18 protein-coding genes are annotated in these 20,840 nt (G+C 41.4%); 2 read left to right on the top strand and 16 right to left on the bottom strand.

The window, feature by feature from the left end; genetic code table 11:
* Positions 1-6: 6 nt before the first annotated feature.
* The 3 genes from IEW05_RS09085 to IEW05_RS09095 all read right to left on the bottom strand — a co-directional run bounded on the left by IEW05_RS09085 (position 7) and on the right by IEW05_RS09095 (position 2,450).
* Entirely contained in the window at positions 7-693 is a 687-nt protein-coding gene (locus IEW05_RS09085) for a FadR/GntR family transcriptional regulator (RefSeq protein WP_188537907.1), read from the bottom strand.
* Between the two features lie 192 nt (positions 694-885).
* Positions 886-1,800, bottom strand: a complete 915-nt coding sequence (locus IEW05_RS09090; protein ID WP_229753314.1) for an alpha/beta fold hydrolase — start codon at positions 1,798-1,800, stop codon at positions 886-888.
* 86 nt (positions 1,801-1,886) lie between these two features.
* Positions 1,887-2,450 carry a TetR/AcrR family transcriptional regulator gene (locus IEW05_RS09095; RefSeq protein WP_188537911.1) on the bottom strand — a complete coding sequence of 188 codons (564 nt, stop codon included), beginning with the start codon at positions 2,448-2,450 and terminating at the stop codon, positions 1,887-1,889.
* Between the two features lie 147 nt (positions 2,451-2,597).
* On the opposite strand from IEW05_RS09095, the gene IEW05_RS09100 reads away from it, so the two are divergent.
* Complete coding sequence (locus tag IEW05_RS09100; RefSeq protein ID WP_188537913.1) at positions 2,598-3,431, top strand: SDR family NAD(P)-dependent oxidoreductase; 834 nt, start codon at positions 2,598-2,600, stop codon at positions 3,429-3,431.
* A gap of 376 nt (positions 3,432-3,807) precedes the next feature.
* Complete coding sequence (locus IEW05_RS09105) at positions 3,808-4,404, top strand: cysteine hydrolase family protein (RefSeq protein ID WP_188537915.1); 597 nt, start codon at positions 3,808-3,810, stop codon at positions 4,402-4,404.
* Positions 4,405-4,454: 50 nt separating this feature from the next.
* Here the strand turns inward: IEW05_RS09105 and IEW05_RS09110 are convergent, their stop codons facing one another.
* From IEW05_RS09110 to IEW05_RS09170, 13 genes are all read right to left on the bottom strand, one after another.
* Complete coding sequence (locus IEW05_RS09110) at positions 4,455-5,348, bottom strand: cation diffusion facilitator family transporter (protein WP_188537917.1); 894 nt, start codon at positions 5,346-5,348, stop codon at positions 4,455-4,457.
* A 244-nt stretch (positions 5,349-5,592) separates the two neighbouring features.
* A complete protein-coding gene (locus IEW05_RS09115; RefSeq protein WP_188537919.1) occupies positions 5,593-6,051 on the bottom strand; it encodes an RrF2 family transcriptional regulator in 459 nt (152 codons plus the stop codon).
* Positions 6,052-6,062: 11 nt separating this feature from the next.
* Entirely contained in the window at positions 6,063-6,629 is a 567-nt protein-coding gene (locus IEW05_RS09120; protein ID WP_188537921.1) for an NAD-dependent epimerase/dehydratase family protein, read from the bottom strand.
* Between the two features lie 99 nt (positions 6,630-6,728).
* Positions 6,729-7,559, bottom strand: coding sequence for an N-acyl homoserine lactonase family protein (locus tag IEW05_RS09125; protein WP_188537923.1), 831 nt, complete (start codon positions 7,557-7,559; stop codon positions 6,729-6,731).
* Positions 7,560-7,761: 202 nt separating this feature from the next.
* Complete coding sequence (locus IEW05_RS09130) at positions 7,762-8,130, bottom strand: ArsR/SmtB family transcription factor (RefSeq protein ID WP_188537925.1); 369 nt, start codon at positions 8,128-8,130, stop codon at positions 7,762-7,764.
* A 193-nt stretch (positions 8,131-8,323) separates the two neighbouring features.
* A complete protein-coding gene (locus IEW05_RS09135) occupies positions 8,324-9,349 on the bottom strand; it encodes a stalk domain-containing protein (RefSeq protein WP_188537927.1) in 1,026 nt (341 codons plus the stop codon).
* Between the two features lie 189 nt (positions 9,350-9,538).
* Positions 9,539-9,892 carry an MmcQ/YjbR family DNA-binding protein gene (locus tag IEW05_RS09140; protein WP_188537929.1) on the bottom strand — a complete coding sequence of 118 codons (354 nt, stop codon included), beginning with the start codon at positions 9,890-9,892 and terminating at the stop codon, positions 9,539-9,541.
* Positions 9,893-10,027: 135 nt separating this feature from the next.
* Entirely contained in the window at positions 10,028-12,277 is a 2,250-nt protein-coding gene (locus IEW05_RS09145; protein ID WP_188537931.1) for an ATP-binding cassette domain-containing protein, read from the bottom strand.
* A 207-nt stretch (positions 12,278-12,484) separates the two neighbouring features.
* On the bottom strand, positions 12,485-13,696 hold the full coding sequence (locus IEW05_RS09150; protein ID WP_188537934.1) for a macrolide family glycosyltransferase: 1,212 nt from the start codon (positions 13,694-13,696) through the stop codon (positions 12,485-12,487).
* 261 nt (positions 13,697-13,957) lie between these two features.
* Positions 13,958-15,139, bottom strand: a complete 1,182-nt coding sequence (locus tag IEW05_RS09155) for an aminotransferase class I/II-fold pyridoxal phosphate-dependent enzyme (protein WP_188537936.1) — start codon at positions 15,137-15,139, stop codon at positions 13,958-13,960.
* Positions 15,132-16,070, bottom strand: coding sequence for a D-alanine--D-alanine ligase (locus IEW05_RS09160; protein WP_188537938.1), 939 nt, complete (start codon positions 16,068-16,070; stop codon positions 15,132-15,134). Before IEW05_RS09160 ends, IEW05_RS09155 begins: the two co-directional genes overlap by 8 nt.
* Before the next feature lie 28 nt (positions 16,071-16,098).
* Entirely contained in the window at positions 16,099-17,571 is a 1,473-nt protein-coding gene (locus tag IEW05_RS09165; protein WP_188537940.1) for an aminotransferase-like domain-containing protein, read from the bottom strand.
* A gap of 145 nt (positions 17,572-17,716) precedes the next feature.
* Complete coding sequence (locus IEW05_RS09170; protein ID WP_188537942.1) at positions 17,717-20,671, bottom strand: Ig-like domain repeat protein; 2,955 nt, start codon at positions 20,669-20,671, stop codon at positions 17,717-17,719.
* Between the last annotated feature and the right edge of the window lie 169 nt (positions 20,672-20,840).

Raw genomic sequence — 20,840 nt, forward strand, 5'->3', positions numbered from 1 at the left:
TTTAGTTTATAACTCAGAGAGTGTTCCATTCAAAATATCCAGAGTCCATTTTACCGCTTGATCTGAATCACCATTTTTAATAGATTCATATACTTGTTCATGGGAATAGGATTGTGGATCATGGGAACTGTAATTATGGTTTAATTTACTCATCGCATCTGATAATGCATGAGAAAATGTCCTATATAGGTCAATAATCACAGCATTTTTACTTGCAATTGCTATCGCCATGTGAAATTCTATATCCGACTTGGCATACAGTTCACGATCATTCTGCTCTAGTGCCATCTTTCTTGTATCCAAATGTTGTCTCATGTTAGTTAAATCTGTGTCGTCATGCCGTAGAGCTGCCAATCGCGAGATTTCTAATTCAATCATTTTTCGAGCTTCAAAGACCTCAATTAGTTCCGCACGATGTAAACGATGGGTAAGTGGTTCTTGAATAATAGGGTTGGATTTTAAATAAGTGCCAAAACCCTGCTTCTTCTCCACTAGTCCAGCATGAACCAACACACGAATTGCTTCTCGTATAGTTGATCGACCTACATTGAATAATTGCATTAATTCTGGTTCCGGTGGCAATTTGTCTCCTGGTAAGATGATTCCTGTTGAAATTTTTTGTTGTATTTGATTTACAACATCGTCAACTAACTTAGTCGTTTGAACGGGTTGAAATGATTCTTTGTTAAACATCTGATCATCTCCTCTTTTTGCAGGATATCATGATACACTTTGCTTGACAAGTAAGATTTGTAAATTTTTGATTGCGTAAGATTAAAAAAAGCCACTGTTTATACAGCTTTCATAGTCTATGAGAAATACCCCGTAGTATGGCTACGAGGTATTAAGTGTTTGGTCAAGGAATCTTTTAAATAATAACAGCCATCAATCCCGGCCAGCTTCGTAAATCTTCTGCGCCACCATGCCCGGCCTTGTGCGAGTATCCGTAAAGTGGTCCCCATCGCCGACGATAAGGCGGAACTGACCGAGTCGTGTGGACATATGTGGATTCCAGCCGAATCCCTCCCCTTGTGGCAATACGCCATCTTGGTAGAAGTATACATAACCTTTCGGTATAGGCAACTCATAGAAGACTTTGAGATCCAGCTTCTCGAAAAGCGGTCCAGCAGGTTCCGGAGTAACGCTTGTATACATCCATCGGGCTTCCTCCAATGTGGCCGTATTGACGAACAAATCCCGAAACAATGTAAACGGAAGCATGATCGTATCATCCTTCGAGCTGGCCCTAAGTTGCTCGAATCCTTGTCTCGTTTGAGGCGGTAACTCGTCGGCAACAGATTCCCCATCTTTCAGTACGAAAGCGTCCCAGAAGACGAGTCGCTTGATGCGATCCGGTATCTGTTCTGCAACCTTTTGGATTACACTCCCACCGAAGCTGTGCCCGACGAGAACAATGTTGTGTAGATTGTGTCTCGTTATAAAATCAACGACGGACTTTGTGATCATCGCATGCGTGACATTTTTGTTCGGATCATTACCGTGACCTGCGTACTCCGGCGTATAGACGATATGCCCTTGACTACGTAGCACCTCCGCTACGCCGTCCCAGAAATGGGCATCAGCCCATGAACCATGCACAAGCACGAAGGTAAGCTGTTGCTCTGTGGGTAAACGGTAGCTTTCATCCGATTTGAGAGTACCGTTGTTCCAGAACCACCCTCCTTCATAATAAGGAGACTCATAATAACTGCGGGGCATACAACTATAAGCTGGATAAGGGAAATGATGAATATCTTGCTGATAAGGATACATATACCAGACATCCTCTCGAAGTAACATATATTATCAGCTTATGCCCATTGCATTTTAGAGGTTCTTGATTAGAACTAAACGACTCAAAATCGGTTCACAGCGGCCATTTTATATTACTCTTCTCTACTTGTATCTTCTAAAATTAATAATGATATTTTCGTGGCTATAGTCTCTTTGTCTAATGATGATTTATCAAAAGCCCATAAATAACCAGCCTCAAGAATAATGTTGGCGTAAATCGGTGCGTAAAAATTCTTCTCTACGTCTGTACATATGTTATCTAAACTTTTCGATAAATATCTTTTTAACTCAACTAACATTTTGTTCTTCAATTGCGGGATTAGACTTAAATAACTGGTACGACATTGAAAATTCGGTTGTTGATGATAGTCGCATACGGCTAGAACGAGCGCATGTATACTTTCTTTATCGAATTTCACAACACCTAATGTGCGGTTTTCGATGACTGTCGAAGCAGATTGATCAACAATATAGTCCAACATTTCGTACTTATCATTAAAGTGCGCGTAAAACGTAGCACGATTCACTTGAGCCCCTTTTGTTAAATCAGCAACTGTGATTTTATCAAAATCCTTTTCATTCACTAGATTAACAAAAGCATTAATCAAAGACTGCTTAGTTTGGGTCATACGTATATTCCTTACTTTTGTCCCCACTTCATTCTCTCCTTTAACAATTTCTCAATTTTGTTGTTATCGCAACATTCCCTACCTCATTGTTGGTTGTTTCGTTTAGATATTCGATGTATTTTTATTAAAGCAACACGTGTTTGTTTAATGTATCACGAAATGAGGAGAATAACTATGAAAACAATGCTTGTAACAGGTGGAACAGATGGAATCGGAAAAGGGATCGCTACTCACTTTTTAAAAAAAGGCGACCGTGTAATCGTTATCGGTAGTTCAACTATTAAAGGAGAACTTTTCTTAAATGAGGCTAGACAGTTAGGAGCAGAGGAACGAGCTGTTTTTATGCAAGCGAATCTTAGTCTAGTTAAAGAAAACAAGCGCATTATAGAAGAAGTGAAAAATCGGTTCTCTTGTTTAGATAGGGTTGTTTTTTGTGCAACCAATCACAAGACTAGAACAGAATATTCGGAAACTGAAGAAGGATTTGAATTTAATTTTGGGTTAGCTTATTTGAGCAGATTTGTACTTAGTTATGGCTTAACAGAGATTTTGGAGAAGGCTGACTATCCTGTTATTCTTAATGTTTGTGCACCTGGAATGAATGGAACGGTTAACTTACATGATATCCAGAACAAAAGTAACTACAAGGGTGCAAATGTAAAGTATCATGGAAGCCGATTAAACGATCTGCTAGGTGTTGGCTTTGCGCACAATAATGTTGTTGGAAAAATTAAATATATTCTCTTCAACCCTTGGGCTGTCCAAACCTCTGGAACCTTTGAAGCAATTGAAAATCCTTTGATGAAGAACATCATGAAGTTGATTTATAAAACAATAGGTAAACCTGTAGAAGAAGCAATTGTACCGATTATTGAGTTGTTGGAGAATCCACCTATCTCCTCTCTATCTGCTTACAAACAGAGAAAAGAAGTTAGTCTAGCAATGACAACTTTTGATAAAGATAATGCTCAAAAGCTTTATAACAAAACAGTTCAACTATTGAAATGACTTCAGCTTATATATAGGCAACATTTTGTGTGAACAATTGCGTGATAAATTTATATACCTTTTTTGCGGATGGAGAGGTGGTTTCGTAGGAAGGAATAGCAATGCCTATCGGGTTATTCGATGAAACTTGTTCTTGGTTCAACTTATCTTAAGGGGCTACCAATCACATAGATAGCGGCGGTGGGATTAAAGTGGCCGTTCGAAATCGTATATGCGTTATGTATCCTCAAACACGCCAAATTTACCGGGAGCGGTCGGCCATGTAGTGGAAACGTCTGCAGACCGATTTTGATTAACAGCATTAACATTCGTGATATTTCACCTTTATTAATGCGCGACATAGGCTATATGTAATGAACCATCAAGGAGGGTTATTATGATCTATCGTTGCCCCATATGTGGGAATTGGCGCAAAGATCGTACAATCATTGACGAATGGAGTACCGTCATCGCCCCACCTGCGCCCGAGTTAGCAGCAATCTGTATTGACCCATGTACTAGCGCGTTTCTAATCTTAGATATGGAGAATTCTATATGCAATAATTATCGTTGTATAGCTTCTATCTCTAAGATTAATGAACTATTGGCGAAAGCGCGTGAACATGGAATGTTAGTTGTCTATAGTCTTACACATACAGGAAATGTTGCTGATATTGCCCTTCAGCTAAGACCTTCTCAACATGACTTTGTTGTAAAATCTAATGTTGATAAATTCTACAGGACGGATTTAGAAAATATTTTACACGAACATTGTATAAAAACTGTTATCATTACTGGTTATGCTGCAAATGGTGCCGTCCTTCACACTTCCACCAGCGCTGCATTCCGCGGATTTGATGTTGTGATTCCTGTTGACGGTATGTCGGCTAGTAATCCATATGCGGAACAGTATACAGCTTGGCATATGCTAAATAGTCCTGGGACCCGAAACCGCGCAACCTTAACGAAGAAGGATTGGATTACTTTTTGCTAGTGCCCCCTCTTCTTTTACCCTAAAGCAATTGCGTGAAGTAGTCTTTTCACCTATTCATTTTCGTACCAAGGGTTTAAATGAACTAAAACTTCTTCTACCAGAGGATTTAAGTCTCTTACAGCCTCTTTAATTTTTTTGGAAATATCATGACCATCTTGAATAGTTAAATCTGCCGAAATTCCTACCCTGACATCGACAATTAAATAGTGACCATGTTCTCTAGCTCTAATACGGTCAATTCTCTTCACTTCCGGAATAGAACGGATTAACTGCAATATCTCGCCCATTCTTTCCTCGTCAATATTCTTCTCCATTAGTACATCAACTGAGCTCCGTCCAATATGAATTGCCAATTTGAGGACAAAATAAGCTACTATAATTCCTGCTAGAGGGTCGCCATACTTCAGTATTTGAATGTTATAATGTTCGCCCATCATTGCTAGGATGATTCCGATAACCGCTGCGAGAGAGGCATAGACATCAGCTAAATGATCATAAGCAGTTGCGATGAGTCCACTACTATTAGATTTTTTCCCAACTCGCATAGTATAAATATAAAGCCAAAACTTCCATATTAATGAGATACCAGCTGCGATAAGAACGAGTACAGATGACTTATGGGGTTGTTCCGTCAAGGCCAGTATAGAGTGATACCCCATGAAGATACTCGCCAATACTAAGACGATCGCGACGATCCCAGCTCCAATCACTTCTGCTTTTCCATGACCATAGGGGTGATCTTTATCCGGTGGTCGCTTTGATATTCTCATCGATACCAAAGCGGCAGCTGATGCAAATACATCTCCAGCATTATGAACTCCGTCCGCAATAAGTACCTGGCTATTAAAAAGTAGTCCGATAACTAGTTTAATTGCTGTTAATGCGACATTACTTATCAGGCTGATCAAAATTGCAAAATTTGAACGTTTATTTGTTAATTCCATTTAAGATGATCCTCCAGCCTGGTCCATAGTAATTATTTCTAGGATCATTATTATATATAACATTATTCGAGTGGGTCTAGAGAAACAGTCTTGCCATGTACAACGACTATTAATTACCACCAAAAGAGTTTGAACGTTTCAAATATGTTGCTTTTGTGCAACCCTATTATCACTGTTAGAGGTCTCTTCTTTGATCAACGCAAAAACCCGTCTAAATTTAGACGGGTTACTTTCATCTTAATAGCTATTCTTTATCCCATTCGATACAGCCGTTTTCGTACTTTCCTTCTTCTAATAGTTCCGATAAGTGAACTAGTTTCAACTGTTTATAAAAATCATTAAATCCATTATTAAATGCATTGATAATCTTTTGCTCACTTTGTTTAATATGCTCCTCATTACTAAACAAGTTACGTGCCAGTTCTTCCGATGTATATGTGAATTGTTTACTTTCAACGGCCTCATATAAATCAAACAATGTAATAGTTTCAATTGATTTAGCTAATTGATAACCACCATCTTTAGACGCGCTTGATTGTACAAGACCAGCAACAACTAACTGTCTTAATATTTTCTTTAAATACGAATCTGAAACTCCTAGTTTTGTGCTCAAAACACCACTTTTAACAGGAGTATGATTTTTTTGCAGAGCAAGCATTAATGTAACAAATACAGCTTGTTCTACACTTTTATTGATTTTCATAGTTTCACCCTTTACTTAGTGAGAAGTTGTGTTACGAGTGAGGATGCTACCTCTTCAACTTTCACTGGTTTCAATGATCCTGAGAAAAGACCTAGAAATTTAAATATAGGAACCATCTTCGATAAAGCATCATTGCGATCTGCACCATAAACAAGAGTTGGTTCAACATATTTTACAGGAATAGAGCTACCTTTTAACATCGAAATGATTTCTTTTTTTATAGATGTAAACGATTTGGGTCCTAATACACCGCCAACAAAACCCATTGCTTTTACCTGTTTTTCCTCGGCAATTGCTTTCATAATTTTAGCTGGTTCTATATTGATTTGTTTTAATTGATCTGCATCTTTTTCAGGACGCCCAACGAAATCGACAATGTAATCAATTTCTTCAGGTATTTGGTTTACAATATCCATCGATAAATCACTAACTTTTAAATTATGAATACGCGGATTATTTAATTTATTTGCACCTGAACGTGAAACGATATAAAAGTTAGCCTTCGGGTCTTTCTGTAACCATTCTTTTGTGACGGCTCTTCCAATATATCCATTCCCACCTAATAATACAACATTCATTGATATAGTCCCCTCCCTATTTTCAAACCACTTCATAGACAAATAATATCCATGGATAAATGATATCTTCGAATTATTTATTTGTCAATCTGTGAGAATTCATAGGGTTATCGTATGTGGTTCTACATCAGGATCATGATTCGCCAAGGCATCGATGCAGTTTTGCTGATTGGCCATTTCCTTTACCCATTTGAGAGATTGTAGGGCATGTTTTTTATTTATGCTAATGCCTGGAATAATTAGTTTTTTCCATGATTTTCTTGCATAACCTGTGTCAGCGACAAGTAGCACGTATTCGTCACATTCATTTCTTACCTTTAATGAAGTAAGACCTTTACTATGACCTGGTGTCCATATCAACTGTAGACTTCCGTCATTAAATAAATCAAAAGAACGTCCCATTGGTCCAATTCCAGAATTTTCGAAGTCAAAAGGTTGTAATTTAATGCCTTCCCAAAGCTTCGAATTGTATCTTATTGTTTTACTCCAGCCTTTGCTGGCTTCCAACTCTTCTCTACTGACTAGAACATTCTTCGCATCCTTGACCAGTTGCAGCCCACCGGCATGATCACCATCTAGGTGACTAAGTATGATGTAATCTAAATCTTTTGAAGTATACCCTAACGCTAATAGCTGTTCATCGATTGCTTTACCTGTCGGCAAATCAGCTACACTAATTTCACCAAATATGACATTTTTCTTCGCTTTCGTTACATTTCGAACAGAACTGCTCCATCCAGTATCGAACAAAATGAGTCCTTTAGGGTGCTCGATTAAATAGACCGACACCGGCATCCAAATTTTATGGTCCTCAGAACGGAAAATTCCTGTAAAGCCTAATGGATTTAAGGAGTTTGTATGAAACGGAAGTGCTTCATCAACTTTGACTTTTCCAGTTTGCAGAACATGAATTTTAATCTTTTGATGCATTTTTATTCCTCCACTAGGTAACTTATCATTGTTATCTACTACAAACTTCAATTATTTCTTGAGCTAACTGATATACTCTTATCGGGTTATACATCGATTTGACCGGTAGCTTACTCATCACTTCTATAATGGGAACTAATGCCTTAACTTCTGGTTATCACCATAAATTGGCTTGGTCTTAACTGTAGTAGACATGGTTTCATTACTCTTCCGAAACTGGACATTCATCTTGAAAATCAGTGATAAATGATTCTATATTATTGAAAAGGTTAATCAGGTTAAATATACCGCTCTTGGTAATATCTAAATAATAAAAATTCATGGTCCCCTCTCTATTCACTCCAATTAAATTTGCTTCTTTTAATACCTTCAGATGATGGGATACTGCTGGACGAGATAAATTAGTCTTTTTGGTTATTTCACCAACTCTTATTCCTTGTTCGCAGGTATTTTCACTATTCATGAGAGCTAGAATAATGGATTGACGCGTTTCATTACCAATTGCTGCTAAGGCTTTTTGAGTATCACTGAATTCCTGTGCTAACAATATCAACCTTTGTTGTCTTTCCATATTACACTCCTTGGTTTAATGGTTTAATTATTTAATCTAACTTACGAATCATAATACTATACAAATGAATAAAAATTTTATTGGTAAAGTAAATCGAGACGATTAATTTTACCCAGGTTGAACAGCAAAAAAAGGGCTTGTAAGCTAAAATCTAGCTCTCAAGCCCTTTTGATAAACGATACGATATTATTTGTTAATTGCTTTGTGCAGATGTAACGATGCCTATCGTATTTGTTTTTGCATCGAATGTAATTGTTATGCCAAGTGCGTCTGCAAGATCACGAAGCTTAAAGTAGTTGTTTCCACCAATCGTATATGCGGTAAGTTGAATCTCCTCATCATCAAGGAAAACTTTTGAAGTTGATAATGTTGCCTTCTTGTCTTTTGGATTTGAGGATACGGCCAGTTCTCCACCTTGGGCGGTATATGCTTCATCCGACGTCAGACTTATCGCATTATTCTCATTGTCAAAGCCCACTTCAAAGCTCTTAGCGGTTCCGTTCACTGCCATAGCAATGTCACGAAGCTTAAAGTAATTGCTATTGTTAATGTTATAAGCCTCAAAAGGAACTTGCTTGCCATCAATTACAACCTTCGATACAGAAGCTTTGGCTGTTGCTGTTACGAGTGGTTTAACTACAGGCTTTATAGTTGGTTCAGTAGGTTTCGTGGTAGGTTCTTCAGGTTTCGAGGCCGATTCAGCAGCGGAGTCCGAACTCGATGCAGATGAGTCATCGGAAACCTTGTAAATGAGAGAAGTGGATTTACCACCCTCACCAAAGCTAAATACGTAATAAAGATCACAAGTAAAGCCACCATATCTTTTGTAAAGTTTTACGGTTGCTGTTTTATTTGCGCCAACATCACTAACGCTTTGTTCTGAACCATCTATTGTCCAGGATAGAGCACCACCATAGCTTCCATCTTCCAAATAATAATTTACTACAGCAGGCATTTTTTCCTTAGGTGTAAATTTAATTTCAGCGCCTTCTTTAACGAGAACAATTTTATAATTTTGTTCGGCAAGAATATCTCTAAACTGTTGGTTATCATCATATTCTTCAATATCAATTTTTTTAGATTGCGAACCTGCTTCACCAGTTAATGAATATGTATACTTGTCTGTAGGAACCCCTGAAGCAAAAGCAGGAACTGAAGTGAATACCAACATGATGACTGAGAGCATTAGAGCTAAAGAAACAAAAGTCTTTTTCCTCATAAAACTACCTCCCATAAAATTGTAGTGTTGTTCATAAACACCACCATAATATGGTTGTCTTTCTCTCTTGGTCAATGACTATTACTTCATTCGAGTAAAAAATAGGTAGAAATTTGAATAATATGTGTATGCAAAAATATTATTTAATGTAAATAAAAGTGGTTATATGTAAACCATTTATTAATTAGCTTAATATTGGATTAGTTCTCGGAGGTTCTTAGGAAGGTTTTTGACAACCATATCGTAAGAGTGATCAATCATTACAAAAATATCAGACTCTGGCAAGGAGCCATCCAGTGTAATCGTATTCCAATGTTTTTTGTTCATGTGGTACCCTGGTCGAACGTTCTCATGTTGCTCTCGTAAATTTTCCGCAATCATGGGGTCACATTTCAGGTTTATGTAAGAATAGTTCTCTTTGTTCTCAAAAATAAGCGCGAACATTTTACCTGCAACTTTGATCACTAATGGATCGGGTCCGAAGGGATAATCCTTTGTTGCTCCTGTTTTCATTAAACAATATTCAATGATATTATCCATCAAATTAATACCTCACCTTCCCTGATAACATTTAAATACTTACACCTTTATTCATTATTATAACTTAATGTATCCGGATTCTTGATACTAAAAAAGCTGCCGGATCCAACCGACAGCTTCATTGAGATCGTTCATTAATCACCTGCTCAAATACATGCCTGTAAGTGAGTGTTCAGCACTTAAAAGCTGTCTTGGGGTGCCTTCAAAGATGACTTTACCACCATTTGTGCCACCTTCTGGCCCCATATCTATGATCCAATCCGCGTTCCTGATAACGTCTAGGTTATGCTCGATTACAATGACTGTATTTCCGGCATCGACTAGACGATTCATAATCTCCAGCAAATGGGTGATATCCGACATATGCAGTCCGGTCGTCGGCTCGTCCATGACGTAAATACTTCCCTTTTTATGGAGTTCACTGGCCAGTTTGATGCGTTGGCATTCACCGCCCGATAGCGTGCTGAGCGGCTGGCCGAGGGTCAGATAATTCAGTCCCACATCACTCATGGCTTGGAGCTTGCGGACAACTTCTTTGATATCAAAGAATTCGAGTGCTTGTTCAATGGTCATCTCCAGCACATCGGCAATCGATTTACCGTCCAATTTGTAAGCGAGTACCTCTTCTTTGAACCGTTTGCCGCCGCATACTTCGCAGGTTGTTTTTACACTATCCAAAAAAGCCACATCGGTATAAACAACACCAAGACCTTGGCAGTTTTCACAAGCACCCTTGGAATTGAAGCTGAACAAACCGGCATTCACTTTGTTGGCGGATGCAAAGGCCTTGCGCACATCATCCATAATGCCCGTGTAGGTGGCCGGGTTCGAGCGGGTCGAGACACCTACTGCCGACTGATCGATCACGATCGCATCAGGATGCTTTTGCAAGAACACCTCGTTAATTAATGTGCTTTTTCCAGAACCGGCAACGCCTGTCACTACTGTTAATACTCCGGTTGGAATATCTACGCTCACATTGTTCAAGTTATGCAGACTAGCGTTCACGACGGATAGTTTACCCGTGGCTTGTCGAAAATGCTCCTTAATTGGCATCGCCTGCTTCATATGATTACCCGTTAGTGTATCAGACTCTAGCAGCCCAGAAAAGCTGCCTTCGTACATAATGGTCCCACCTCGGCTCCCAGCATGAGGACCGACATCGACAATATGATCGGCCACTTGTATCACATCGGGGTCGTGTTCCACGACAATGACCGTATTGCCTTTATCACGTAATTTTTGCAGCAATTCATTAAGGCGGTGTACATCACGAGGATGTAAGCCAACGCTCGGCTCATCAAAAATATAGACCACATCCACCAGACTACCGCTCAGATGTTTGACCATTTTGACCCGCTGGGATTCTCCACCGGATAAAGTGTCAGTCTCACGGTCAAGACTGAGGTAATCCAGACCAATATCAACTAGGTGCTGCAATCTATCCGTCAATGCTTTAACTATAGGCGCGGCTACTGGATCATGAATATCCTTGATAACCCCAATCAACTGGCCTACTTCCATGGAAGAAAGTTCTGCAATATTGTTGCCGTTGATTTTACAGCTTAGAGTCGCTTGGCTGAGCCGAGCACCGTGGCAAAGGTGACAGGGTCCTTCGATGATAAACGGCTCTACCTTTTTCTGGGTGCGCTCCGACATCGATTTTACATCTCGCTTGATGTACTTGTTGGTAAACTTTTCGATGAAGCCTTCCACTGTAATATTGATGGTCTTCCCACCGAATTGCGTCCCCACTTTTTTGGCTTTGCCATAGAGTAGTTCATCTAGCTCCTCATCAGAAAAATCGCTCAGCTTCTTGTCTAGATCATAGGAGCCTGCCTGCACGGTCATGGTCCAATCCATACCGTTCACCGTAGCGTCCGGAAGCATGATTGCCCCTTCATTTAGCGATTTTGACATATCCACCGCCTTGCTCATATCTACGCCCATACTACGACCGATCCCGTTGCACTCGGGACACATACCTTGCGGATCGTTAAAGGAGAACATGTTCGCTTGGCCAACGTGTGGCTTACCCACGCGAGAGAAAAGAAGACGAAGAATGGGCGAAATATCTGTAATCGTACCCATGGTCGAGTGAGCACCGCCACCTAAGCGCTTTTGGTCAACGATCACGGCCATACTCAGGTTTTCAATCGCATCAGCATCCGGCTGCGGTACACGTGGCAGAAAGGTACGAACGAAAATGCTGAAGTTTTCGTTCAGCAGACGCTGGGATTCAGCGGCGATGGTATCGAAGACGATCGAGGATTTACCAGAACCGGATACGCCGGTAAAAATGGTGATTTTGCGCTTGGGAATGCGTAAGGATACATCTTTAAGGTTATTTTCCCGGGCACCACGTATTTCAATATACTCTTGGGTCATTTTGATATCATCCTATCCTTTAATTTTGGTATGTCCAATATATGATAAAAACAGATCACTTGGGCAATAGATACCATGAAGTGATCTGTTTTGTAGGGCATTCAAACCGTTTAATGTGACATTCATCATATGTACTATTTTCTGTCATGTCAACAACATTGTCAAATTCAAAATGGAGTAAATTGTTTAGCATTATCCCCATACATATCAGTTCTCCGTTCTCCCAAACTTGAGAGAATATTTAAAAATTTCATCCACTGCCTGAGAATAACCACCTGATTTGTGTAAGGATTCCTTAATAGAGCTAACAGCTACCTGGAAAGTTGAGTGATGTAGCACTTGCTCTACGGATTCACGAAGTTGATCAGCAGTCAAGTTGTGCATTTGTAAGGTAATCCCTGCCCCGATACGGGTGACTTGCTTCGCGATGATCGGTTGATCTGCACTTTGTGGGATGACGATTAGCGGAACGCCGTAATAGAGACCTTCATGAGTACTGTTCATTCCGCCATGGGTAATAAATAATTTCGTGTATTGCAACACATCCGTTTGCGGAACTACATGTTTGACGATGAAATTTTCAGGTATTTCTCCGAGATCAGAAATATGCGTGTTGTGCCCGATCGACATGAGCACTGTATGATCTCTGTTCCCCAATGCCTCCAAACAAAGCTTATAGAAATCTACCGCTCGGTTAAAAACTGTACCCAGTGAAATGTAGATGATCTTTTTCCCTTGGATTGCCGAAAGATCGAAATGTTCTTGATAACCTCGCGAAGAGATCGATGGCCCTACAAATTTATAGGTTGAATCGAATGCTTCGCCTTCAGGTTGAAACTCTCTTAAAGTATACACGATAGTAAGGGGTGCAGGATTACAATAGACCTCATAAGGAGATTGGATCTTCACATCATATTTATCCATGATACTTGCAGTTAGACTTAGAAATTTATCATGGATCGGTTGAACTATGTTTGCAGGAACCTCGGCATAAAATTGTTCCAAGAGACGATCGAATGACTCTTTTGATTGGGCAAAAGTACTACAAGAACTGATTGCAGGTAGCTGAAGTATTTGAGCCAAAATACGCCCACAACCAAACATCGAATCATGAATGATGTAATCAAATTTCTCACCTTCGATTTGTTCAAGGACACTTGGTATGATGATATCTGCCGTATGCAAAAGACCATTGATTCTTTCGAGCATATAATCTCTACCACCGGAGATAAAGGCTTGTATAAATTTGTGTTCGTCAAAGGTTCGTACAGTAGCTCCGGCATCTTCCATACGCTCCCGAAAAGCTTCGATACACAAGTACACGACCTCTTCCCCACGCGAAACAAGCTCTTGTACAACGCCAATCGTCGGATTGATATGACCCTCTGATCCACCATTTATGAATAACACACGTGCCATTTCTATCCCTCCTTAGGAATCTAAGATTGTTGTGTGATATATCACTTCGACTATTCCTCTTTTAAATTTTCCATGCTCTTTAGATTGTCCAATAACTAAGCATACAACTTTTCTCCAGATGATCCAAGCAACCGTTGGCTACTATCCCTGTTCCCCTTCATCAAGTCAAGGCACAGCTATTGATTTTATTTTCAGCGCAAAAAGACGCTGGGTTCCTGTATGACCTAGCGCCTTTTTGTTTTATATGAAACTGATACTTCACTACATCACCATTACCTGCATAAATCTAGCCATCCGTTCCAGCGCTTTCTCCAAATCGATGAGTGAGGTTGCATAAGAGCAACGAATATAACCCTCCCCACCCGATCCGAATACATGTCCTGGTACGACCGCCACCTTTGCTTCCTTCAGCATCCCAAGCGCAAACTGCTCAGATGACATGCCAGTACAAGTAATGGAAGGAAAGGTATAAAAAGCACCCTCAGGCTCGTGACAAGATAGCCCGATTGCGTTCAGCCCATCCACAAACAGCTTGCGGCGTTCATTGTAGCTAGCCATCATTTCATCCTTGGTATCCAAGCCATGGCGTAATGATTCGAGCGCGGCAATCTGTGCAATCGTGGGAGCGCACATGGCTGTGTATTGGTGGATTTTCAGCATGCCAGCGATCAATTCGCGCGGACCACAGGCATAGCCGATCCGCCAGCCCGTCATCGCGAATGCTTTAGAAAATCCGCTGATAACAATCGTACGTTCCTTCATGCCCGGCAAGGAGGCGATACTGACATGCTTTCTCCCATAAGTCAGTTCGGCATACACTTCATCCGAGATGACGACCAAATTATGTTTGATAATGAGATCAATAATCGGAAGCCAATCCTCTTCTGTCATCACTGTTCCGGTTGGATTACAAGGATAATTGATCATCAAAACCTTCGATTGAGGGGTAATCACCGCCTGTAATGCTTGCGGAGTTAGCTTGAAATTCTTCTCCGCCGCAGTCGGAACCTCCACGATTTCACCGCCATGTAGATGGGTAATTGGTTCATAAGCAATATAGCTAGGTGCCGGAACCAGTACCTCATCACCTGGATTGATCACTGCTCGTAGCGCTAGGTCGACAGCTTCACTGCTCCCTACGGTTACGATGATTTCCTGCTCGGGGTTGTAGGAGAGTGAGAAGCTACTGGACAAATAAACCGCAAGCTCTTCCCTCAGCTCCATCATGCCGGCATTTGAGGTATATTTCGTCTGCCCATCGCTTAATGCTTGAATGCAAGCTTTACGTACCTTTTGGGGCGTAACGAAATTGGGTTCTCCGACACCGAGAGCAATGATATCATCGTCTGCCGTATGCAGATCAAAAAAAGCGCGAATGCCTGATGGCCGAATATTCCGTACTAGCGAGGATAAAAACTGCCCTGAATCCGGTATACTATACATTTTGCACCATCCCCCATTCCTGTTTCCGCTCATGAAGAGAACTATCAATAATCCGGTCCAATAGCTGTGTAAAGCTCAGACCTGCTGCCGCTGCGCTCTTCGGAAGCAGACTGTTAGCGGTCATCCCCGGTAAGGTGTTTACTTCCAGTACGTATGGTACTTCCTGACATAGAATCATATCGACCCTTGCATAGACCTTGCACTGCAGAAGCCGATAGCTGGCAAGTGCAGCCTCGCGCACACGTTGCTCAATTGCAACTGGCAACTGAATCACTTTCTCCTCAGCACCGTTAACTTCATATTTTGCTTGATAGTTGAACCATTCCGAATGCGTGGAGCGAATGCCGATAATTGGTAATACTTCGCCATCCACGATCGAGCAGGTAAGTTCCGTCCCTTTCAAATAGGACTCAATCAAGATCACTTGATCCAAGCTGAATGCCTCCTGGACAGCTGGAAGCAACTCCTTCTCATTCTGTACAAGCTGGATGCCGATGCTTGATCCCCCCATATTCGGTTTTACTATGACCGGGTAGCCCAGCTGATCGACTTTCTTCGGATCATAATCGTCCATTCCTCGCCAACAAAGTCCTTCAGGTGTATACACACCTGCTGCTTTCAGCAGCATCTTGGACAGCAGCTTATTCATGCACAAACTACTTGCAAGTACACCGCTACCTGTATATGGAATGCCTAACGTCTCAAGTGTTCCTTGCACCGTTCCGTCCTCACCGTACTGACCATGCAGCGCTAGTAGGACAATATCGATGTCTGCTTGCTTCACCATTGCGATTAAATCTGCACGCTCTTCTATCACAATTGGAACGATCTCATACCGATTGCGATCCAAATAATGAATCATTTCTTGGCCTGTTTGTAGTGAAATCTCACGTTCAGAGGAAATGCCACCCATAATAACACCAATTTTCATCCTAACACCTCATTTTTATGAAAAATCGTTATGATTTCAAAAATTCACGCACTTGTTTACCGATAATTTGAATACCCTGCTCGATATTCTCATCCGTTACTCGTGAAAAGCCAAGCCGCAGTGTATTTATCCCTTCACCTTTTTGAATAAAAAATCTGTCTCCCGGTGTAAAAATAACACCTTGTTCTGTGCAAGCTTCCAGCAGCTGGTGTGTATTTACATCTGATGGGAAGGTGAGAAACACATGCAATCCCCCGTCGCCAGACAGCTGTGCTTCAGGGATATGCTTTTCACAGCATGCCTTTGTCAGTTCATACTTGCGCTTATACTCCGTACGTGCTTTTTTTATATACTTATCGAAGTTACCGTTCAGTAAATATTGATATAAAATCGATTGATCGATGGTTGAGGTATGGATAGTACGTGAACGTTTTATGCTTTCTAACGAATCTATCAGCGTTCGGTCTCCAAGCACCCAGCCAACTCGTAAGCCGGGGAACAGTACTTTGGAAAAGCTACCAATATAGATGACGCCGTTACCTTGGCCTGCCGTCGCTATTAAGGGTGCTACATGCGCTCCTGAATAGCGCAGTTCCTCATTGAATCCATCCTCGATCACTGGAATCTGATAGCGCATCATTAACTTCATAACGGAGATGCGTTTTTCTGGAGACATGACTATGCCAGTCGGATTGTGATAGGAAGGCATCAAATAAGCCACATCAAAGCTATTCGTCTGCAATATGTTCTCTAGGCGTTCCACATGAATACCATCACGATCCATTGGGATGCCGGTAATCTCGAATCCTTGCAGCTTCAAGTTTTTGAGCGCGGTATGATGGGTCGGATTCTCACAGATCGCCGCTCCACGGCGTGTGGAAGGTCGCAATGCCGACAGCACCATGTCAAAACCTTCTGTAAAACCACTTGTAATCAGCATATCCTTGCCTGATATATCAACGCCCTTGTTCTCCATATAATGCATCAGGTAATCAATCAGCGGTTTGTATCCCTTGGCATAGCCGTAGTTGAGCAACACTTGCCCTTCAATTGCCATCCGATCCATAAAAGCTCGCCTTACATCCGATAGATCAAAGAGTTGCTCATCTGGAGCAATGCTTGTGAAGGATATCGTACCTTTTGGGGCGCGAATCCCCTGTTTCATTAAATCCAACTCTACAGCTGATATAGCATATTCATTCATTCTTTCTTTCCAGTCGATCTGCCAGGAAGCTCCGCCATTATCTAATGCCAAATGGTTCACCTTTGAAGCTACATAACAGCCTTTTCCTGAAATGGTATAAGTAAATCCGTCATCCTCTAGACCTTCATAGGCTGAGATAACTGTATTGCGCCCCACCTTTAGCAGACCACTCATTTCTCGTGTGGAAGGTAGCTTCTGATCTGCTTGAAGCGCCCCTTTGATTATTAATCGTTTCACATATTCTTTCACTTGTATCGAAATCGGTCGATCACCGACAAGTATGAAATCCTGGAACATTCTTCATCGCCCCCAGCTATAATGATGGCACAGGAATGAAGATAAAAAAAGAACCACCGCTCTGGATTTTTCATCCGTCGGTGGTTCTTCCGTGTCAGGTGGGAGCCTTAATTGATTCCAAACGGCTCTGTTTGAGTACTCTTTACTACTTTTTTTGCGCTAGCATTTTCAACAACACAGTCACCGCTTCAGCTCTAGTCGTTTTTTCGCTTGGAGCAAATTGGTTCATGCCTTTGCCTTCAATAATGCCTAGATTTTTCATGGCTGCTACTGCGCCTTTCGCCCAGTCTGGAATGTACCTGTCGTCCTCAAATCCCGTTGCTGTCACTGACTCGAACGACTGAGCCAAAACTTTGGCAATCATCACTGCCATTTCCGGGCGTGTAATTTCGACATTCGGACGGAAAGTGTTGTCATCATAGCCAGTAATGAAGCCTGCATTCACCGCTTGCATAACCGATTTCTGAGCCCATGTGCCGATCTTTGTCTTATCGACGAACGTTAATGCCACTCCATCTCCTTGTGGCTTGAGAGCATTCATCAGCATGACCGCAAATTCGGCGCGTGTTATTGAATCGTTAGGCTTGAATGTGCCATCTGGATAGCCGCTGAGAATGCCAGCGCTTACCGCTTGTTTGATGTTCGCCTCCGCCCAGTGTCCTGAGATATCACTGAAATTTGTCGGTTGCTTCGTATTTTCAGTAGCATCTGAAGCTTGCCCAATTGCGAATACCGCATATTTCGTGAGGTGATTAACTTTTACGGTGATGGTATTGCCGTTTACCTCTCCACCGACTTTTACCCAAACTTGCTTCAATTCGTCATAGTAGAATACGACAGGCACTTGATTACCCTTTAAACTATTCGGATCGAAGGCAAAGGTCATCGTAATTTCCTTACTGAAATTCTCCGAGAAGTTCTTCAGTATTTCGAATATTGGGCTTGACAGAATATCGTTTTGAGTGAGCAGATTTTCTGTGTCTGCCACTTTTTCAATCGTTAAATTCAATTCTTTCCCAGCAGCATTGGCAGGAATCGAAATCTTGATCGCATCACCCAAGTTAACCTCACCGGTCTTACCGACGGGCAGTGTAAGTTTGCCGTTTGTCGAGGTAACGGTATCGCTTGAGGACGTCGATGATGAACTACCACCGCTACTAGCTGATGAGCCCCCGTCGTTACTTGAGGATGCCTGTGCGCGTGTTACTGTAACTGTATATGTTTTCGTTGTGCCATCTTGCGCCGTTACTACGATACTGATCAAGTTACTGCCTACATTTAAATGGATGGAGCCGCTTGCCTGACCACTTAAAACCGGCTCTCCGTTCACTGTCACCGTCGATAAGCTATCATAAGTGCTAGGCGTTACGATTATGCTGGATGTATTATTAGCGACATTAGCCTTGTAGGAAGTTGTGCCTGCTGAGAATACAGGAGTTAGCGTGCCGCTCGATAGTCTAATTCCGCTCAAACCCACATTATTCAGTGGGTTTAGCACGTTCAACGTCTGTGTCAGCGATACGCTATCCTTGATCATATCGGTGCCTCGATAAGCGGCTTGAAGCGTATACGATCCAACTGAAAGTTGAGGTAACTTAAAATAAACTCGACCATTTCCGTCAAGATCGGACGAAGCGACCGTCTGATTATCGATGATGATATCAACGGTACCTGTTGGCACGACATTGCCGAGCGTGACGACATCTACATCCGCCCCAAGTGCATCACCAACTATCGTAGATAGTGGGACTTTTACGTTAATTATGGACCCTATTTTATCCACGGATTGAAGTACGCTCTGTGAGGAAGCCGAATAATGACTGTCTCCACTGTAGTTCGCCGTAATGGTATGGCTTCCTACTGATAAAAGTGGTGCAGACCATTGAGCGGTACCATCTGTCCCAACAGGTACAATCCCTAATAGATTGGTTCCATCATTAAATGTTACGGTACCTGTGATAGGAATATTATTTATGGAAGGTACCTGAGCTGTGAATGTTACACCTGTACCGTAAGCTACTTGGCTTGAACTGGAGGTCAGACTCAGATTAGACAAGATGGCATTAACCGTATAATTTAATGGCGAGGATGTGCGAGATTCGAAGTTATCATCACCGGAGTAACTTGCAGTGATCTTATGAACACCAAGTGCAAGACTTGCCGTTGAATAGACTGCCGAGGTTATATTACTTCGCCCTACCTCTACTGTCCCATCGTAAAAAATGACTTCACCGGTAGGAACAAGACCGCTTACAGAGGGCACTACCGCTGTAAATGACGCACGCTCCCCATATACAGATGAGGCCACGCTGCTCGTCAATGACACGGTTGGAGCAGTTTTGGGGACATTGACTATAAATTCCAAAGATTCATTATCTGCATGTTGTTGGCTATCACTCGAAACATATTTCGCCTGAATGACATGACTCCCCACAGATAGAACTGGAGTCGTTAACGAAGCGGTGCTGTTAGCTGCTTTCAGGTAAGAGAAGCTTAACTCTTTTTCTTTATTACCCTGTCCCCAGAAAGTTACCATCTGGGTATTGTTATTCAGCGTGATATCATACAGGTATCGAAAATCCGAATCAACAATGTCTTGGTTGACAATGTTCCCTTTTCCATCATATTGAACAATATTAAAATTATTATTATTATCGTTATCACTGTATCCCCAAAATGTGTACTCTCCCCATTTCAGGACAGGACAATCAGGAGCTCCGACTGGATTATTATTTCTTCCGTCAATCATACATGCTTGTTTGTAACCACTTGGTACACTTCCAGGGGGAGATACTACTCTGATGATCTCAGGACTTTGCGGCACTAGTGATTGAGGTCCTATAATGACGGAGCCATTATCATAAAATGTAAGTGAACCCACAGGAACACGGTTGCTTCCTTCCGTATTATCCGTAACGGTCGATTTCAACGTTACACTTTGTCCATATGTAACCGTATTTGCGCTGCCAGTGAGAGATACTTCCACAGTATTAGCCGCAAAGGCCACTCCCGAAAAACTACTTATTAAAAATACGATACCAGATAAAAGGCAACACTGCGCATATAGCCTCTTTCTAGTAAATAAAGAACTCACTCCCATTTTCATTCCTCCAAATTTCATATGCCAAGCTCATTTCGACATATATTCGACAAAAATATGTGCACTTCCTGCCAAAAGATATATAGACAAATAAAAAACATTTCTAAAAACTTCATTCCCCAGAGCACGATCATATTCGGCTTCATGAATAAAATTTAATCAGGATTAG

The organism is Paenibacillus segetis (assembly GCF_014639155.1).
Classification (GTDB): domain Bacteria; phylum Bacillota; class Bacilli; order Paenibacillales; family Paenibacillaceae; genus Fontibacillus; species Fontibacillus segetis.

Bases quoted from the DNA above. Each gene is read 5' to 3' on its own strand.
- IEW05_RS09085 (WP_188537907.1), bottom strand. From the start codon at position 693: ATGTTTAACAAAGAATCATTTCAACCCGTTCAAACGACTAAGTTAGTT.
- IEW05_RS09090 (WP_229753314.1), bottom strand. From the start codon at position 1,800: ATGTTACTTCGAGAGGATGTCTGGTATATGTATCCTTATCAGCAAGAT.
- IEW05_RS09100 (WP_188537913.1), top strand. From the start codon at position 2,598: ATGAAAACAATGCTTGTAACAGGTGGAACAGATGGAATCGGAAAAGGG.
- IEW05_RS09105 (WP_188537915.1), top strand. From the start codon at position 3,808: ATGATCTATCGTTGCCCCATATGTGGGAATTGGCGCAAAGATCGTACA.
- IEW05_RS09110 (WP_188537917.1), bottom strand. From the start codon at position 5,348: ATGGAATTAACAAATAAACGTTCAAATTTTGCAATTTTGATCAGCCTG.
- IEW05_RS09115 (WP_188537919.1), bottom strand. From the start codon at position 6,051: ATGAAAATCAATAAAAGTGTAGAACAAGCTGTATTTGTTACATTAATG.
- IEW05_RS09120 (WP_188537921.1), bottom strand. From the start codon at position 6,629: ATGAATGTTGTATTATTAGGTGGGAATGGATATATTGGAAGAGCCGTC.
- IEW05_RS09125 (WP_188537923.1), bottom strand. From the start codon at position 7,559: ATGCATCAAAAGATTAAAATTCATGTTCTGCAAACTGGAAAAGTCAAA.
- IEW05_RS09130 (WP_188537925.1), bottom strand. From the start codon at position 8,130: ATGGAAAGACAACAAAGGTTGATATTGTTAGCACAGGAATTCAGTGAT.
- IEW05_RS09135 (WP_188537927.1), bottom strand. From the start codon at position 9,349: ATGAGGAAAAAGACTTTTGTTTCTTTAGCTCTAATGCTCTCAGTCATC.
- IEW05_RS09145 (WP_188537931.1), bottom strand. From the start codon at position 12,277: ATGACCCAAGAGTATATTGAAATACGTGGTGCCCGGGAAAATAACCTT.
- IEW05_RS09150 (WP_188537934.1), bottom strand. From the start codon at position 13,696: ATGGCACGTGTGTTATTCATAAATGGTGGATCAGAGGGTCATATCAAT.
- IEW05_RS09155 (WP_188537936.1), bottom strand. From the start codon at position 15,139: ATGTATAGTATACCGGATTCAGGGCAGTTTTTATCCTCGCTAGTACGG.
- IEW05_RS09160 (WP_188537938.1), bottom strand. From the start codon at position 16,070: ATGAAAATTGGTGTTATTATGGGTGGCATTTCCTCTGAACGTGAGATT.
- IEW05_RS09165 (WP_188537940.1), bottom strand. From the start codon at position 17,571: ATGTTCCAGGATTTCATACTTGTCGGTGATCGACCGATTTCGATACAA.
- IEW05_RS09170 (WP_188537942.1), bottom strand. From the start codon at position 20,671: ATGGGAGTGAGTTCTTTATTTACTAGAAAGAGGCTATATGCGCAGTGT.